General features: G+C 58.7%; 13 protein-coding genes. 1 reads left to right on the top strand and 12 read right to left on the bottom strand.

Going from position 1 to position 16055, the window contains the following annotated elements; all coding sequences use genetic code 11:
- Positions 1 to 20: 20 nt before the first annotated feature.
- The 4 genes from glmM to rlmE form a co-directional block, all read right to left on the bottom strand.
- A complete protein-coding gene (gene glmM / locus L9Z73_RS00875; protein ID WP_247395688.1) occupies positions 21 to 1358 on the bottom strand; it encodes a phosphoglucosamine mutase in 1338 nt (445 codons plus the stop codon).
- A 16-nt stretch (positions 1359 to 1374) separates the two neighbouring features.
- On the bottom strand, positions 1375 to 2226 hold the full coding sequence (folP, locus tag L9Z73_RS00870; RefSeq protein WP_247395687.1) for a dihydropteroate synthase: 852 nt from the start codon (positions 2224 to 2226) through the stop codon (positions 1375 to 1377).
- A gap of 8 nt (positions 2227 to 2234) precedes the next feature.
- Entirely contained in the window at positions 2235 to 4145 is a 1911-nt protein-coding gene (gene ftsH, locus L9Z73_RS00865) for an ATP-dependent zinc metalloprotease FtsH (RefSeq protein ID WP_247395686.1), read from the bottom strand.
- A gap of 200 nt (positions 4146 to 4345) precedes the next feature.
- A complete protein-coding gene (gene rlmE / locus L9Z73_RS00860; RefSeq protein WP_247395685.1) occupies positions 4346 to 4996 on the bottom strand; it encodes a 23S rRNA (uridine(2552)-2'-O)-methyltransferase RlmE in 651 nt (216 codons plus the stop codon).
- A 105-nt stretch (positions 4997 to 5101) separates the two neighbouring features.
- On the opposite strand from rlmE, the gene L9Z73_RS00855 reads away from it, so the two are divergent.
- Entirely contained in the window at positions 5102 to 5410 is a 309-nt protein-coding gene (locus L9Z73_RS00855) for a YhbY family RNA-binding protein (RefSeq protein WP_017139256.1), read from the top strand.
- Positions 5411 to 5419: 9 nt separating this feature from the next.
- Here L9Z73_RS00855 and L9Z73_RS00850 read toward each other — a convergent pair whose 3' ends face one another.
- The 8 genes from L9Z73_RS00850 to grpE form a co-directional block, all read right to left on the bottom strand.
- Complete coding sequence (locus L9Z73_RS00850) at positions 5420 to 5824, bottom strand: hypothetical protein (RefSeq protein ID WP_017847416.1); 405 nt, start codon at positions 5822 to 5824, stop codon at positions 5420 to 5422.
- A 28-nt stretch (positions 5825 to 5852) separates the two neighbouring features.
- The gene (greA, locus tag L9Z73_RS00845) at positions 5853 to 6329 is read right to left on the bottom strand and encodes a transcription elongation factor GreA (protein ID WP_017847415.1); all 477 of its coding nucleotides are present in this window, start codon (positions 6327 to 6329) and stop codon (positions 5853 to 5855) included.
- Positions 6326 to 9547 (bottom strand): carbamoyl-phosphate synthase large subunit, encoded by a 3222-nt coding sequence (gene carB, locus L9Z73_RS00840; RefSeq protein ID WP_247395684.1) that lies wholly within the window; start codon positions 9545 to 9547, stop codon positions 6326 to 6328. Before carB ends, greA begins: the two co-directional genes overlap by 4 nt.
- Positions 9548 to 9652: 105 nt before the next feature.
- Complete coding sequence (carA, locus tag L9Z73_RS00835) at positions 9653 to 10789, bottom strand: glutamine-hydrolyzing carbamoyl-phosphate synthase small subunit (protein WP_247395682.1); 1137 nt, start codon at positions 10787 to 10789, stop codon at positions 9653 to 9655.
- A gap of 259 nt (positions 10790 to 11048) precedes the next feature.
- On the bottom strand, positions 11049 to 11855 hold the full coding sequence (gene dapB, locus L9Z73_RS00830) for a 4-hydroxy-tetrahydrodipicolinate reductase (RefSeq protein WP_247395679.1): 807 nt from the start codon (positions 11853 to 11855) through the stop codon (positions 11049 to 11051).
- Positions 11856 to 11865: 10 nt separating this feature from the next.
- On the bottom strand, positions 11866 to 12990 hold the full coding sequence (dnaJ, locus tag L9Z73_RS00825) for a molecular chaperone DnaJ (protein ID WP_247395678.1): 1125 nt from the start codon (positions 12988 to 12990) through the stop codon (positions 11866 to 11868).
- Between the two features lie 316 nt (positions 12991 to 13306).
- The gene (gene dnaK / locus L9Z73_RS00820; protein WP_247395676.1) at positions 13307 to 15223 is read right to left on the bottom strand and encodes a molecular chaperone DnaK; all 1917 of its coding nucleotides are present in this window, start codon (positions 15221 to 15223) and stop codon (positions 13307 to 13309) included.
- Positions 15224 to 15325: 102 nt separating this feature from the next.
- Positions 15326 to 15886: a nucleotide exchange factor GrpE gene (grpE, locus tag L9Z73_RS00815; RefSeq protein WP_247395674.1), complete on the bottom strand. Its 561-nt coding sequence runs from the start codon at positions 15884 to 15886 to the stop codon at positions 15326 to 15328.
- Positions 15887 to 16055: the final 169 nt, after the last annotated feature.

Raw genomic sequence — 16055 nt, 5'->3', positions numbered from 1 at the left:
TCATCACTGGCAAGCCGAATTCAGGCGCAAACTTCAGTTACCAGTTTTGCCAGGTCTTCGGCATGCCCGCGAACCTGGGTTTCGTCCTCGCCTTCGACCATGACGCGCACCAGAGGCTCTGTGCCAGATTTGCGCAGCAACACTCGCCCACGCCCCGCCATTGCCAGGGTCACGCGCTCGCAGGCCGCTTTGACAGCCGGGTGTTCGATCGGATTGTCGCCACCGGAAAAACGCACATTGAGCAGCACCTGCGGGCACTTGCGCAAGGCCTGACGCGCCTGGGCCAGGCTCTCCTGGCGACGGCGCAACGACAACAATACCTGCAGCGCTGCAATGATCGCGTCGCCCGTGGTGGTGTGCTGGAAGCACACGACATGGCCGGAGTTCTCGCCACCGATCTGCCAATTGCGCTCCTGCAGCTCGGCAATCACATAGCGATCCCCGACATTGGCCCGCACAAAAGGAATTCCCAGCTCGGCCAGCGCCAACTCCAACCCGAGATTGCTCATCAGCGTGCCGACAACCCCCCCCTGCAGCCGATTACGCTCATGCAGGTCGCGAGCAATGATGAACAGCAGGTCATCGCCATCAACCACGGCGCCGGTGTGATCCACCATCAAGACGCGGTCGCCGTCACCATCAAAGGCAATACCCAGGTCGGCATGCTCGGCGAGGACGGCAGCCTGCAGTTGTTCCATATGCGTGGAGCCGCAGTTGTCGTTGATGTTCAACCCGTTAGGCTGGGCCGACAGCACCGTCACTTCCGCACCCAGCTCCTTGAATACGCTCGGCGCCACCTTATAGGTCGCACCATGAGCACAGTCGACGACGATCTTAAGCCCGGCGAAATTGGTGCTGCTTGGAACACTGCTCTTACAGAACTCGATATAACGGCCAGAGGCATCATTAATCCGCGACACCTTGCCCAGCTTGCTGGACTCGACCACCGTCATCGGCGCATCCAGCAGCTCTTCGATCATCAACTCGATCTCGTCCGGCAGCTTGGTGCCCTGCCCCGAGAAAAACTTGATGCCGTTGTCATCATGGGGATTGTGCGAAGCACTGATCACAATACCGGCCTCAGCGTGAAAGGTACGCGTCAGGTAAGCGATCGCCGGGGTCGGCATAGGACCCAGCAGCATCACATCAGCACCGGCGGCGGACAATCCAGCCTCCAGCGCAGACTCAAACATATAGCCCGAGATACGCGTGTCCTTGCCTACCAGGATGCGGCACGCGCCCATGCTGCGGAACGCCATGCCTGCCGCCCAACCCAGCTTGAGCATGAAATCAGGGGTAATCGGAAACTCGCCGACCCGACCACGAATACCGTCGGTGCCAAAGTATTTCTTTGTCATAAGTGCTCCATCATTCTTATTCGGCCGATTCTACTGCGGCAAGCATGCGGACAACATCCACGGTCTCGGCGACATCATGCACACGCAAGATGCGCGCACCCTTGGTCACAGCAAGTGCCGCAAGCGCCAACCCGCCATAAAGCCGCTCGCCCACCGGACGATTCAGCGCCTGACCTATCATGCTCTTGCGCGAAACGCCGACCAACAAAGGCCGACCCAGGGCATGCAAGGCTTCCATATGCTTGAACAGACTTAGATTGTGCTGCAGGGTCTTGGCGAAGCCAAACCCCGGATCGAGGATGATCTTGTCGGCAACGATCCCTGCTGCGGCGCATTGAGCAATGCGATCAGCCAGGAACCCACTCACTTCGCCAACCAGATCATCGTAGTGCGGATTATCCTGCATATTGCCGGGCTCACCCAGCATATGCATCAGACAGACCGGCAGGCCGGTAGCCGCGGCAGCGTCCAGCGCGCCATCACGCCGCAACGAACGCACATCGTTGATCAGCCCCGCCCCCAGGCGCGCCGTTTCGCGCATCACGGCCGGGGTCGATGTATCCACTGAAATGATCACATCCAACTCGCGAGCGATGCGCTCGACGATCGGCGCCACCCGCTCCAGCTCCTCCACGGGAGAAACAACGCGAGCGCCAGGCCGGGTCGACTCGCCGCCGACATCGATCAAGGTCGCACCCGCCGCCACCATCGCCTCGGCGTGACGCAACGCAGCATCAAGCTGATTGAAGCGGCCACCATCGGAAAAGGAATCGGGGGTTACATTAAGAATGCCCATGACATGTGTATGGGCCAAATCAAGAACCCGGTTGCCGCAAGGCAACCGGGTAGAGGACGACGCAAAAGTCATTTCAAACCTTAGTGGTCAGCTGCAGGACCGCCGATCGGGTTTTCAGGGCGTTCGTTCTGAACCACTGGCGGTGTGCCAGAGGTGCCCGAACCGCCTTCCCAATCGCGAGGTTCACGCGGTGTACGGCCAGCCATGATGTCGTCGATCTGGTCGGCATCAATGGTTTCGTACTTCATCAGCGCATCCGCCATGGCATCAAGCTTGTCGCGGTTTTCGGTGAGGATCTGCTTGGCCGTGCCGTAGCACTGGTCAATGATGCTGCGCACTTCGGAGTCGATCAGCTTGGCTGTCTCACCGGAGAAGCTGGCACTTTGACCGCCACCGCCACGTCCCAGGAACACTTCGCCTTCTTCCTCGGCGTACATCAAAGGGCCGAGTTTTTCCGACAAGCCCCACTTGGTCACCATGTTCCGCGCAATCTGGCTGGCGCGCATGATGTCGTTGGAAGCGCCGGTGGTTACACCGTCAAAGCCCAGGGTCATCTCTTCGGCAATTCGGCCACCGTACAGCGAGCAGATCTGGCTGATCAGCGCACGCTTGGAGAGGCTGTAGCGATCCTCTTCCGGCAGGAACATGGTGACACCCAGCGCCCGACCACGAGGAATGATCGACACTTTGTAGACCGGGTCATGCTCAGGCACGACGCGCCCCACGATGGCGTGACCCGCTTCGTGATAAGCGGTGTTCTGCTTCTCTTTCTCGGACATGACCATGGATTTGCGCTCGGCGCCCATCATGATCTTGTCTTTCGCCAGTTCGAACTCTTTCATTTCAACGATGCGCTTGCCGGTACGGGCCGCAAATAGCGAAGCCTCGTTTACCAGGTTGGCCAGGTCAGCACCGGAGAAGCCTGGCGTACCGCGGGCAATCACGGCCGGAGCCACGTCGTCGCCCATCGGCACTTTACGCATGTGTACTTTCAGGATCTGTTCACGACCACGGATATCCGGCAAGCCAACCACGACCTGACGGTCGAAACGGCCTGGACGCAGCAATGCAGGGTCCAGTACGTCCGGACGGTTGGTTGCGGCAATGACGATGATGCCGTCATTCATTTCAAAACCATCCATCTCCACCAGCAACTGGTTGAGGGTCTGCTCACGCTCATCGTGACCACCGCCCATGCCAGCACCACGATGGCGACCGACGGCGTCGATTTCATCGATAAAGATGATGCATGGCGCGTGTTTCTTGGCCTGCTCGAACATGTCACGAACACGGCTGGCACCGACACCAACGAACATCTCGACGAAGTCCGAACCGGAAATAGTGAAGAAAGGCACTTTGGCTTCGCCGGCAATCGCCTTGGCCAGCAAGGTTTTACCGGTCCCCGGAGGGCCAACCATCAGCACGCCGCGAGGAATGCGACCGCCCAGGCGCTGGAATTTGCCCGGATCACGCAGGAACTCGACCAGCTCGCCCACTTCTTCCTTGGCTTCGTCGCAACCGGCGACATCACCCAGGGTTGTCTTCACTTGGTCTTCGGAGAGCAAGCGCGCCTTGCTCTTGCCGAAACTCATCGGCCCGCCCTTGCCTCCCGCACCACCTTGCATCTGGCGCATGAAGAACATGAACACGGCGATGATCACCAGGATCGGGAAGCTCGCCACTAGGAGTTGAGTCCAGATGCTCTGCTGCTCAGGCAGCTTGCCTTCGACAACTACGTGGTTATCCACCAGGTCGCCGATCAGACCGTTGTCCTGGATCGCCGGACGAATGGTCTTGAAGCCGTCGCCATCGCTGCGCTTGCCGGTAATCACGTAGCCATCAACCGCTACGCGCTCGACCTTGCCATCCTTAACTTGCTGGATGAAGTCGGAATAGTTGAGGGTCTGCGGCTCGTTAGGGCTGGAGAAGTTGTTCATCACCGTCACCAGGACAGCCGCGATGATCAACCACAGGATCAGATTCTTTGCCATATCGTTCAATTAACTACCCTCTGAAGCAAGCTCCGCTACTGGCGCGCGCTTCGCATGATATTCACCAGCCTAACTTACTACATTACCTACAACTCTGGCAGGCACCGTCTGTAACCCTTTGTGAAACTTTGACTACACAATATTCGTAAAGCTTCGTGACGAAAGCGATATAAAAAAACCTATCGACTCCCTTCAAACCCTCAAAGACGCTCATCACTCGCTGCGCCTTCGATCCCGCGGAACCCCCGCGCCAGCAGATATTGCTCGCGAGACCGGTCCCGGGAAGAGTCCGGTTTGCGCATCTGCACCTTGTCGAACAGCTTGCGGATGTTCTTGTGGTACTCGTCGAAGCCCTCACCCTGGAAGACTTTGACCAGGAAATCACCACCCGGACGCAATACCCGCCCCGCCAGATCCAGCGCCAACTCGCACAGAAACATGGCTCGCGGCATATCAACAGCCGGTAATCCACTCATATTGGGGGCCATGTCGGAAATCACAAGGTCCACCTGCGAATTTCCCACCGCCTGCAGGATCTCCGCCAACACCGCGTCTTGGGTAAAGTCACCATGGACGAAGGTCACATCCGGGATGCTGTCCATCTCCAGAATGTCGGAAGCGATCAAGCGGCCTTGACCACCAATCAGACGACTGGCCACCTGAGACCAGCCACCTGGGGCGGCCCCCAGGTCGATCACGCTCATGCCGGGGCGGAACAATTTGTCCTTTTCCTGCAGCTCAAGCAGCTTGTAGCTGGCCCGGGAGCGGTAGCCGTCCTTTTGCGCCTTTTTGACGTAAGGGTCGTTGAAATGCTCTTGCAGCCACTTAAGGCTAGTTTTGGAACGGGCCACGGGCCACCTCGAAAATAAAACGGGTCGTGATTAACTGGGCGGTCCCGGACTCGCTCGGGTAAACTGGCCGCCGCTTTTTACAAGATCAGACGCAGGGGTCAGATTATGCCGCTCACTCAAGAGCAGAAGAAACAGTACAAATCCATTGGCCACCATCTGAAACCAGTTTTGATCGTGGCCGACAACGGTTTGACTGAAGGTGTGTTAGCCGAACTTGAACGCGCATTGGGCGATCACGAACTGATCAAGATCAAGGTCAACATCCTTGACCGCGAAGCGCGCCTGGCAGCCATTGCAGAACTGTGCAAGGTTGGCAAGGCAGACCTGGTTCAGGTCATCGGCAAGATGGCGCTGCTGTATCGCAAGAACTTCAGCGTCAACAAGCAACTGTCGAACGTTCATCGCTTCAAATGACAACAAGGGTCACGGGCGTGCTTCGCGCGCCCCGCCACTCCACCCCGGCGCCGGCTGCATCACCAGCACCAGGCCGGAAAACCCTAGCACAAGATAGCTGAATAGCTGCCAGCGCAACGCTTCCGGCAGCCACACATGCACGATGCAATACATTGCACACGCATACAGCGCCATCAACAGCAGTTGGCCGCGAATATCCCGCCACAAACTCCCCAAGCCTTCGGCCTTGATCAGCACCAGCGCCTGAAGCGTCACGCACGCCGCCGCAAAACCCACCAGCAGCGCACTCAGTAATCCATCGATCTCATCGATCAACAACGGCGCCAGGCCAATCAGGCCCAACGCCGGTAACACGCCAATATGCAGCAACCACAGGCCGCCCACCCAAAGCATCTGGGCAAACTGCCAAAGCATGGCGCCCGCACGAAGCGGGCGCCGCCTTTCAGACATGGCGAACTTCGACAATCTCATACTCGATCACGCCACCGGGCGTTTTCACAACCACCACATCCCCCTCTTCCTTGGCAATCAAGGCTCGGGCCAGCGGCGAACCGACGGAGATCTTGCCGAGTTTGAAGTCAGCCTCATCTTCACCCACGATGTGGTAGACCACACTTTCGTCAGTCTCGACGTTGGCGATTTCCACCGTGGTGCCGAAAATCACTTTGCCGGTGTGCGGGATGGTCGTGACATCGATGATCACCGCATTCTGCATGCGGCCTTCGATATCACGTATCCGCGCCTCGACCATACCCTGCTGCTCGCGGGCAGCGTGGTATTCAGCGTTTTCCTTCAAGTCACCCAGCTCGCGGGCCGTACCGATGTCCTGGCTCAGCTTTGGACGTACGACCTTGGTCAGATGGGCGTGCTCCTCTTCCAGGGCCTTGGCGCCCCGGACGGTCATTGGGTATTTGATCATGCCTTCAATCCTGCGTGTAGATCCTGCAAGCGACGCACGGTCTTTTCCGGACCGAACTTAAGCGCTTCGCAGATAGCTTCGCCAGCAGCAATGGTAGTGGTGCAGTAAATCTTGTGCTGCAAGGCATTACGACGAATGGAGTAAGAATCCGCGATCGACTGACGACCCTCGGTGGTGTTGATGATCAGGGTGACTTCGTCATTCTTGATCATATCGACCACGTGCGGACGGCCTTCCGTCACCTTGTTCACGCGACGCACTTTCAGGCCTGCCGCTTCAATCAGCTTGGCGGTCCCGGCGGTGGCCACGATCTCGAAGCCCAAGTTGATCAGATCACGGGCCACGCCTGCAACCAGTGGCTTGTCATCATCGCGCACGCTGATGAAAGCAGTACCGCCGGTCGGCAGCACTTCGCTGGCGCCCATCTGGGCCTTGGCGAAGGCCTCACCGAAGGTATCGCCCACGCCCATCACTTCACCGGTGGACTTCATCTCTGGGCCCAGGATCGGGTCCACACCAGGGAATTTGGCGAATGGGAACACCGCCTCTTTCACGCTGTAGAAGTTCGGAATGATTTCCTTGGTGAAGCCGATTTCCTTCAGGGTCTTACCGGCCATCACGCGGGCAGCGATCATGGCCAGGGACACACCGATGCACTTGGACACGAACGGCACGGTACGCGAGGCGCGCGGGTTGACTTCAATGACGTAGATATCGTCGCCTTGCAGCGCCAACTGTACGTTCATCAGGCCGACCACACCCAGTTCCAGGGCCATTTTCTTGACCTGTTCGCGCATCTCGTCCTGGATGTGCGCCGGCAGCGAGTATGGCGGCAGCGAGCACGCGGAGTCACCGGAGTGAACGCCCGCCTGTTCGATGTGCTGCATGATCGCGCCGATGACCACGTCGGTACCGTCGCACACTGCGTCCACGTCCATCTCGATGGCGCAGTTGAGGAAGTGGTCCAGCAGCACCGGGCTGTCGTTGGACACTTTCACCGCATCACGCAGGTAACGCTTGAGCTCTTCTTCTTCGTAGACGATTTCCATCGCCCGTCCGCCCAGTACGTAGGAAGGACGTACCACCAGCGGGTAGCCGATCTTGCCGGCCGCACGAAGGGCTTCGTCTTCGCTGCGCACGGTAGCGTTTGGCGGCTGACGCAGGTTCAGGCGCTCGACCATTTGCTGGAAGCGCTCACGGTCTTCGGCACGGTCGATGGCGTCCGGGCTGGTGCCGATGATCGGCACGCCGGCGGCTTCCAGGGCGCGAGCCAGTTTCAGCGGGGTTTGGCCGCCGTACTGGACGATCACGCCTTTAGGCTTCTCGACGCGCACGATTTCCAGCACGTCTTCCAGGGTTACCGGCTCGAAGTACAGGCGATCGGAGGTGTCGTAGTCTGTGGATACGGTTTCCGGGTTGCAGTTGACCATGATGGTCTCGTACCCGTCTTCGCGCAGGGCGAGGGCGGCGTGTACGCAGCAGTAGTCGAACTCGATGCCCTGGCCGATACGGTTCGGACCGCCACCCAGGATCATGATCTTGTCGCGACCCGACGGCGCAGCTTCGCACTCTTCCTCGTAGGTGGAGTACAGGTAAGCGGTGTCGGTGGAAAACTCGGCGGCGCAGGTGTCAACGCGCTTGTAGACCGGGAAGATTTCCAGCTTGTGGCGATGGGTCCGCAGGTTTTTCTCGGTCACACCCAGCAGCTTGGCCAGGCGCTGGTCGGAGAACCCTTTGCGCTTGAGGCGGAACATCGTATCGCGGTCGATGCTGGCCAGACCCAGGGTCTTGACCTTCTCTTCTTCCTTGATCAGATCTTCGATCTGCACCAGGAACCACGGATCGATCATGTTCATGCCGAAGATGTCTTCGACGGTCATGCCGGCGCGGAACGCGTCAGCAACGTACCAGATACGCTCGGCGCCCGGCACGGTCAGCTCGCGCTTGAGCACGCTCATGCTTTCCGGATTGCTCAGGTCGAGCTTCTCGTCCAGGCCGCAAACGCCGACTTCGAGGCCGCGCAGGGCTTTCTGCAGGGATTCCTGGAAGGTCCGGCCAATGGCCATGACTTCGCCGACCGACTTCATCTGGGTGGTCAGGCGCGCGTCAGCCTTGGGGAACTTCTCAAAGGCGAAACGTGGCAGCTTGGTCACGACGTAGTCGATGGACGGTTCGAAGGACGCCGGTGTCTTGCCGCCGGTGATGTCGTTCGACAGTTCATCCAGTGTGTAACCCACGGCCAGCTTGGCCGCGACCTTAGCGATCGGGAAACCGGTGGCTTTCGAAGCCAGGGCCGACGAACGGGACACACGCGGGTTCATCTCGATCACGACCATGCGACCGGTGTTCGGGCAGATACCGAACTGCACGTTGGAACCGCCAGTCTCTACGCCGATCTCGCGCAGTACCGCCAGGGAGGCGTTACGCAGGATCTGGTATTCCTTGTCAGTCAGGGTCTGTGCCGGAGCAACGGTGATCGAGTCGCCAGTGTGTACGCCCATCGGGTCGAAGTTTTCGATGGAGCAGACGATGATGCAGTTGTCCTTCTTATCGCGGACAACCTCCATCTCATATTCTTTCCAGCCGATCAGGGATTCGTCGATCAGCAGCTCTTTGGTCGGCGACAGGTCCAGGCCACGGGCGCAGATTTCTTCGAACTCTTCACGGTTGTACGCAATACCGCCACCGGTGCCGCCCATGGTGAAGGACGGACGGATGATGCACGGGAAGCCCAGGGTCTCGAGGACCGCATTGGCTTCTTCCATGTTGTGGGCGATACCGGAACGCGGGCACGCCAGGCCGATGGACTTCATCGCCTTGTCGAAACGCGAACGGTCCTCAGCCTTGTCGATGGTGTCGGCGTTTGCACCGATCATCTCCACGCCGAATTTTTCCAGAATGCCTTCGCGCTCCAGATCCAGGGCGCAGTTCAGAGCGGTTTGGCCACCCATGGTCGGCAGCAGTGCGTCCGGACGCTCTTTCTCGATGATCTTGGCAACGGTCTGCCACTTGATCGGCTCGATGTAAGTGGCGTCGGCCATGGCCGGGTCGGTCATGATGGTGGCCGGGTTGGAGTTCACCAGGATGACGCGATAACCCTCCTCGCGCAGGGCTTTACAGGCCTGGGCGCCGGAGTAGTCGAATTCGCAGGCCTGGCCGATCACGATCGGGCCAGCGCCGAGAATCAGGATGCTTTTTATGTCTGTACGTTTTGGCATGGGTTTGTCACTCAAATCCGCAGGTCAGTCGGCAAGCCGTCTTGAACAATCTTTGAAGAGCCTGCGGGGGCCACCGACATTCGGGGCCACCCGCAAGCCGCTCAGTCAGCGTCGCTTGGCCATCTCATTGATGAAACGGTCGAACAGCGGCGCTACGTCGTTCGGGCCCGGGCTGGCTTCAGGGTGGCCCTGGAAGCTGAACGCGCTCTTGTCGGTGCGTTCGATGCCTTGCAGGGAACCGTCGAACAGCGACTTGTGAGTTGCACGGACGTTGGCCGGCAAGGTCACTTCATCCACCGCAAAACCGTGGTTCTGGCTGGTGATCATCACCACACCGGTGTCCAGGTCCTGCACAGGGTGGTTGGCGCCGTGGTGGCCGTGACCCATTTTCAGGGTCTTGGCACCGGAGGCCAGAGCCAGCAACTGGTGGCCCAGGCAGATACCGAACACCGGAATATCGGTCTCCAGCACTTCCTTGATCGCCTTGATGGCGTAGTCGCAGGGCTCGGGGTCGCCCGGGCCGTTGGACAGGAACACGCCGTCCGGCTGCAGGGCCAGGACGTCGCTGGCCGGGGTTTGCGCCGGCACGACGGTCACGCGGCAACCGCGTTCAACCAGCATGCGCAGGATGTTGTACTTGATGCCGTAGTCGTAGGCCACTACGTGGTAGGGCAGATCCGCAGCGTCAATGGTCTCGTGGCTGTCGGTCTTCAAGTCCCAGACAGTGGAGCGCCATTCGTACTTTTCCTGGGTGCTGACGACTTTCGCCAGGTCCATGCCTTTCAGGCCAGGGAAGCCTTGCGCTGCAGCGATCGCCGCCGCTTCGGAAATATTGTCACCGGCCATAATGCAGCCGTTCTGCGAGCCTTTTTCACGCAGGATGCGCGTCAGACGGCGCGTATCGATACCGGCGATCGCCACAACGTTGTTGGCTTTCAGGTAATCGGACAGCGACATCGTGCTACGCCAGTTGCTCGCAACCAGGGGCAGGTCACGAATCACCAGGCCCGCCGACCAGACACGATCAGATTCGACGTCTTCCGGTGTAGTACCGGTATTGCCGATGTGCGGATAGGTCAGGGTAACGATCTGTTGGGCGTAGGAAGGATCGGTAAGGATTTCCTGATAGCCGGTCATGGCAGTGTTAAACACCACCTCTCCAACGGTTTGACCGTCGGCTCCAATGGCTTCGCCGCGAAAAATGCTGCCATCAGCAAGGGCGAGTATGGCTGGCTTAGTCAAGAAGACCTCCCGTAAATAAAGCCTGAAAGGGCGATCGCAGGTTGTAAAAAAGCGGAGTGACGTATGGACACGTCACCCCGCTTCTTCACTGAATTATTCTGCGCGCTTTTAGTGGACACACTAAAGCTGTAGCTTACAGAAAAAGGCTATTTTGGTCCACCGCTAATGAGCCTTAAAGGCAGGAGAATGCGACAGGACGTCGCTTAGCGGGTAAAAACGGGGCCTCAGGATAATCCCGAGACCCCATTTTAGCTACTGATTAGTGCAGATCCAACACATCGCGCATGTCATACAGACCGGGCGCACGACCGTCCAGCCACAGCGCAGCACGCACCGCACCCTTGGCGAACGTCATGCGACTGGAGGCTTTGTGCGTGATTTCCAGGCGTTCGCCTTCAGCGGCGAACAGCACGGTGTGATCGCCGACGACGTCGCCACCGCGAACAGTGGCAAAGCCAATGGTGTCACGCGCACGCGCACCGGTATGGCCTTCACGCCCGTACACCGCCACCTTCGACAAGTCTCGGCCCAGGGCATCAGCGATAGCCTCACCCATGCGCAATGCCGTTCCCGACGGCGCATCGATCTTGTGGCGATGATGGGTTTCGATGATCTCGATATCCGCCTCATCACCCAGCACGCGCGCCGCCAGATCAAGCAGCTTGAGCGACAGGTTCACGCCCACACTGAAGTTGGCCGCAAACACGATGGGAATGTCCTTGCCCGCCTCGACCAGCAACTGCTTCTGCTCAGCACTCAAACCGGTGGTGCCAATCACCATGGCTTTGCCCGCCCTGCGGCAGAACGCCAGGTTTTTCAGCATCACGTCTGGCAGCGTAAAGTCGATCAGTACGTCGAATTCGTCCGCCACCAGCTCCAGGTTGCCGGACAACGACACGCCGATACGCCCCAGCGAAGCCAGCTCACCGGCATCGGCACCGATCAACGTACTGCCAGGGCGAACGATCGCCGCCGTCAGGCCGGAGGCCGGCGAGCGCTGCTGCACCGCCTCGATCAAGGTTTTCCCCATGCGCCCGGCAGCGCCCATTACGGCTATACGTCGCATACTCAATTCCTTACAGGTCGCCGAAGAAGCGCTTCACACCATCGAAGAAGCCAGTGGTTTTCGGCGAATGGGAATCGTCGCCTGCCAACGAACTGCGGAACTCTTCGAGCAGTTCACGCTGACGACGGCCCAGATTGACCGGCGTTTCCACGGTGACACGACACATCAGGTCGCCCGCACCGCCACCACGCACCGGCGCAACGCCTTTGCCACGGATACGGAACTGCTTGCCGGTCTGCGTCCCCTCAGGGATCTTGAGATTGACCCGGCCGTCCAGGGTCGGAATCTCCAGCTCGCCGCCCAGGGCCGCGTCGACAAAGCTGATCGGCACTTCGCAGAACAGGTGCTTGCCGTCACGCTGGAAGATCGAGTGCTCGCGCACATTGATCACCACGTACAGATCACCCGTCGGACCACCCTGGGTCCCCGCCTCGCCTTCGCCCGACAGGCGAATGCGGTCACCGGTATCTACGCCCGCCGGCACTTTGACCGACAGGGTTTTGTACTCTTCGACACGCCCTTCGCCGTGGCAGGAATCGCATGGGTCAGAGATGATCTTGCCTTGGCCTTGGCAACGCGGACAGGTCTGCTGCACCGAGAAGAAGCCCTGCTGCATGCGGACCTGACCGATACCGCCGCAGGTCGGGCAAGTGATTGGCGCCGAGCCTTTCTTGGCACCCGAACCGTCGCAAGGCTTGCAGTTGACCAGCGTTGGCACGCGGATATTGACGCTGGTGCCGCGCACGGCTTCTTCCAGGTTCAGCTCCAGGGTGTAGCGCAGGTCGCTGCCACGCTGGGCGCCGCCACGCTGACCACCACGGCCACCGCCGAAGAAGTCACTGAACACATCGCCGAAAATATCGGAGAAGTTCTGACCGCCAAAGCCGGCACCGCCGCCACCCATGCTCGGATCGACGCCGGCGTGACCATACTGGTCGTAGGCTGCACGCTTGTTGGGATCACACAGGCATTCGTAGGCCTCGTTGGCCTCTTTGAACATTTCTTCGGATTCTTTGTTGTCCGGATTACGGTCCGGGTGGTGCTTCATCGCCAGGCGACGGTAAGCCTTCTTCAGGTCCGCCTCGCTGGAACCGCGCTCCACACCCAATACTACGTAATAGTCACGCTTTGCCATAAGTCTTTGCACTCTTAAGGACGTTCAGCCAGACCCTCCTGAGCCTTGCCGAACTCGTTGAGCCCCAATACAGGCCCGGACCCAACTCACGTCAATTCAACGATCCTGGTCATAACTGCTTTCAGCCAGGGATCCGGCCAAAAACGCGGTGACTGTCGCCGGAAAGCAGGAGCATTCCCGATCACACCGCCAGCATCCGAGCGTTGTCGCATGCTGTAAAAATTTGCATACCCCAGACACGCCAACGCGGGAGCAAGCTCCCGCGCGGCGACATCCTACCAGTCACCGCTTGTTAGCGGTCAACCGGCCAAGCAGATTACTTCTGCTCTTTGACTTCTTCGAACTCGGCATCGACAACGTCGTCGTGCTTGGCTTCAGGCTCTGCCTGATGCGCTGCACCGTCAGCTGGCTGACCTTGTTCGGCGTACATTTTCTGAGCAACCGGTGCGGAGACTTTCGACAGTTCCTCAACCTTGGCTTCGATGGCAGCCTTGTCGTCACCTTTAATCGCGGCTTCCAGAGCAACCACAGCAGCTTCGACCGCGGTTTTTTCTTCGGCAGTCACTTTGTCGCCAGCTTCAGTGATCATTTTACGTGTCGAGTGAACCAGTGCGTCGCCCTGGTTACGAGCAGCGGCCAACTCTTCAAACTTCTTGTCCGCCTCGGCATTGGTTTCCGCATCACGAATCATCTGCTGAATTTCTTCATCAGACAGACCAGAGTTGGCCTTGATGGTGATCTTCTGCTCTTTCCCGGTCGCCTTGTCTTTGGCGCCTACGTGCAAGATGCCGTTGGCGTCGATGTCGAAGGTCACTTCGATTTGTGGCACGCCACGTGGTGCTGGCGGGATCTCGGCCAGGTCGAACTTGCCCAGGGACTTGTTCTGCGCCGCTTGCTTACGCTCACCTTGCAGGACGTGAATGGTCACGGCGCCCTGGTTGTCATCGGCAGTCGAGAACACTTGCGATTTCTTGGTAGGAATCGTGGTGTTTTTCTCGATCAGCGCGGTCATCACGCCGCCCATGGTTTCGATACCCAGGGTCAGCGGGCTGACGTCCAGCAACAATACGTCTTTCACGTCGCCAGCCAGTACCGCACCCTGGATGGCAGCACCCATGGCAACCGCTTCGTCCGGGTTCACGTCTTTACGTGCTTCTTTGCCGAAGAACTCGGTCACCAACTTCTGAACCAGTGGCATACGGGTCTGACCGCCGACCAGGATCACGTCATTGATCGCACCCACTTCAATACCCGAGTCTTTCAGTGCAATGCGGCAAGGTTCGATGGTGCGCTGAACCAAGTCTTCAACCAGCGCTTCCAGCTTGGAGCGCGAGATCTTCACGTTCAAGTGCTTAGGACCGGTAGCGTCTGCAGTGATGTACGGCAGGTTAACGTCGGTCGACTGAGCCGAGGACAGCTCGATCTTGGCTTTCTCAGAGGCCTCTTTCAGACGCTGCATCGCCAGCGGGTCACCCTTGAGGTTCATGCCGCTTTCTTTCTTGAACTCGTCGACGAGGTAGTCGATCAGACGGATATCGAAGTCTTCACCACCCAGGAAAGTGTCGCCGTTGGTGGCCAACACTTCGAACTGGTGCTCGCCATCAACTTCCGCGATTTCGATCACGGACACGTCGAAGGTACCGCCACCCAAGTCATAAACGATGACGGTGTGGTCGCCCTTAGCCTTGTCCATGCCGTAAGCCAGAGCGGCCGCAGTGGGTTCGTTGATGATACGTTTTACGTCCAGGCCCGCGATGCGGCCGGCGTCTTTGGTCGCCTGGCGCTGGCTGTCGTTGAAGTAGGCCGGAACGGTGATCACCGCCTCGGTCACTGCTTCACCGAGGTAGTCTTCGGCGGTTTTCTTCATCTTTTTCAAGATTTCAGCCGAGATTTGTGGCGGCGACATTTTCTGGCCGTTTACTTCAACCCAGGCGTCACCGTTGTCAGCCTTGGCGATTTTGTAAGGGACCATCTTGATGTCTTTCTGTACGACTTCTTCGTCGAACTTACGACCGATCAAACGCTTCACCGCGTACAGGGTGTTGTGCGGATTGGTCACAGCCTGGCGCTTGGCCGACTGACCGACGAGGATTTCACCGTCGTTGGCGTAAGCAACGATCGACGGCGTAGTACGCGCGCCTTCGGCGTTTTCAATGACTTTTGCAACGCCGTTTTCCAGCACGGAGACACAGGAGTTGGTGGTCCCCAGGTCGATACCGATAATTTTGCCCATGATTTACTCTCCCGAAACTTGAATTTGGATGCCGCAGCAGTGGTGGCTAACTGCGGTAGCACTTAAACGCTTGACTTATAGATGGGGGCCTTGCGGCGAATTTCAAGCCTGCTCATCAATCGAAGGTGAAACCGGCGCAGGCGCCTTGCTGACTACAACCATTGCCGGGCGCAGCAAGCGACCGTTGAGCTGGTATCCCTTCTGGAACACTTTCAACACGCGGTTTGGCTCATGATCATGGCTTTCCTGCATAGCCATGGCCTGGTGATGCTCAGCGTTGAACGGCTCGCCACCTTGCGGATCGACCGCCTCCAACTGATAACGCTTCAGGGTGTCCTGGAACATTTTCAGGGTCAGCTCGATACCTTCACGCATCGGGCGGATGTTTTCGTCGTCCGGGCTGGACAACTCAAGTCCGCGCTCCAGGCTGTCGATGATCGGCAACAGATCACCGGCGAATTTTTCCAGCGCGAACTTGTGGGCCTTTTCTACATCCTGCTCAGCGCGGCGGCGGACGTTCTGCAGATCGGCGGCAACACGCAAAGATTGGTCCTGCGCAGCGGCCAATTGCTCTTCGAGCACTTGCACACGAGTTGCCAACTCATCACCGGCAGCCGAATTGGCGTCTGGAGTTTGCGTATCCTGCGTCTGTTCGTCAGCCATAGATTTCTCCTTTCAAAATCATGCGCGAACTCAACTCGCGCTTCTGTTCCGGTATATGGGGCCACAATTTCCAGGTTCAAGGGTGCAGGCGTTACCAAAAGTCTTTCAGCTGACCCAGATCAATTCCGACCCGTTCATTCCCCTTCGCGCTAAAAAAAACACCAGAACA

Origin of the sequence: Pseudomonas emilianonis (assembly GCF_023072625.1) — a bacterium.
In the GTDB taxonomy this organism is placed as follows: domain Bacteria; phylum Pseudomonadota; class Gammaproteobacteria; order Pseudomonadales; family Pseudomonadaceae; genus Aquipseudomonas; species Aquipseudomonas paraveronii.
The sequence above is the reverse complement of the archived record's forward strand: the minus strand, read 5'-3'. Positions and strand labels throughout refer to the sequence as shown.

Coding starts and splice junctions, on each gene's coding strand:
- grpE (WP_247395674.1), bottom strand. CDS start 15,886: ATGGCTGACGAACAGACGCAGGATACGCAAACTCCAGACGCCAATTCG.
- dapB (WP_247395679.1), bottom strand. CDS start 11,855: ATGCGACGTATAGCCGTAATGGGCGCTGCCGGGCGCATGGGGAAAACC.
- glmM (WP_247395688.1), bottom strand. CDS start 1,358: ATGACAAAGAAATACTTTGGCACCGACGGTATTCGTGGTCGGGTCGGC.
- dnaK (WP_247395676.1), bottom strand. CDS start 15,223: ATGGGCAAAATTATCGGTATCGACCTGGGGACCACCAACTCCTGTGTC.
- greA (WP_017847415.1), bottom strand. CDS start 6,329: ATGATCAAATACCCAATGACCGTCCGGGGCGCCAAGGCCCTGGAAGAG.
- carB (WP_247395684.1), bottom strand. CDS start 9,547: ATGCCAAAACGTACAGACATAAAAAGCATCCTGATTCTCGGCGCTGGC.
- L9Z73_RS00850 (WP_017847416.1), bottom strand. CDS start 5,824: ATGCTTTGGCAGTTTGCCCAGATGCTTTGGGTGGGCGGCCTGTGGTTG.
- ftsH (WP_247395686.1), bottom strand. CDS start 4,145: ATGGCAAAGAATCTGATCCTGTGGTTGATCATCGCGGCTGTCCTGGTG.
- folP (WP_247395687.1), bottom strand. CDS start 2,226: ATGACTTTTGCGTCGTCCTCTACCCGGTTGCCTTGCGGCAACCGGGTT.
- L9Z73_RS00855 (WP_017139256.1), top strand. CDS start 5,102: ATGCCGCTCACTCAAGAGCAGAAGAAACAGTACAAATCCATTGGCCAC.
- dnaJ (WP_247395678.1), bottom strand. CDS start 12,990: ATGGCAAAGCGTGACTATTACGTAGTATTGGGTGTGGAGCGCGGTTCC.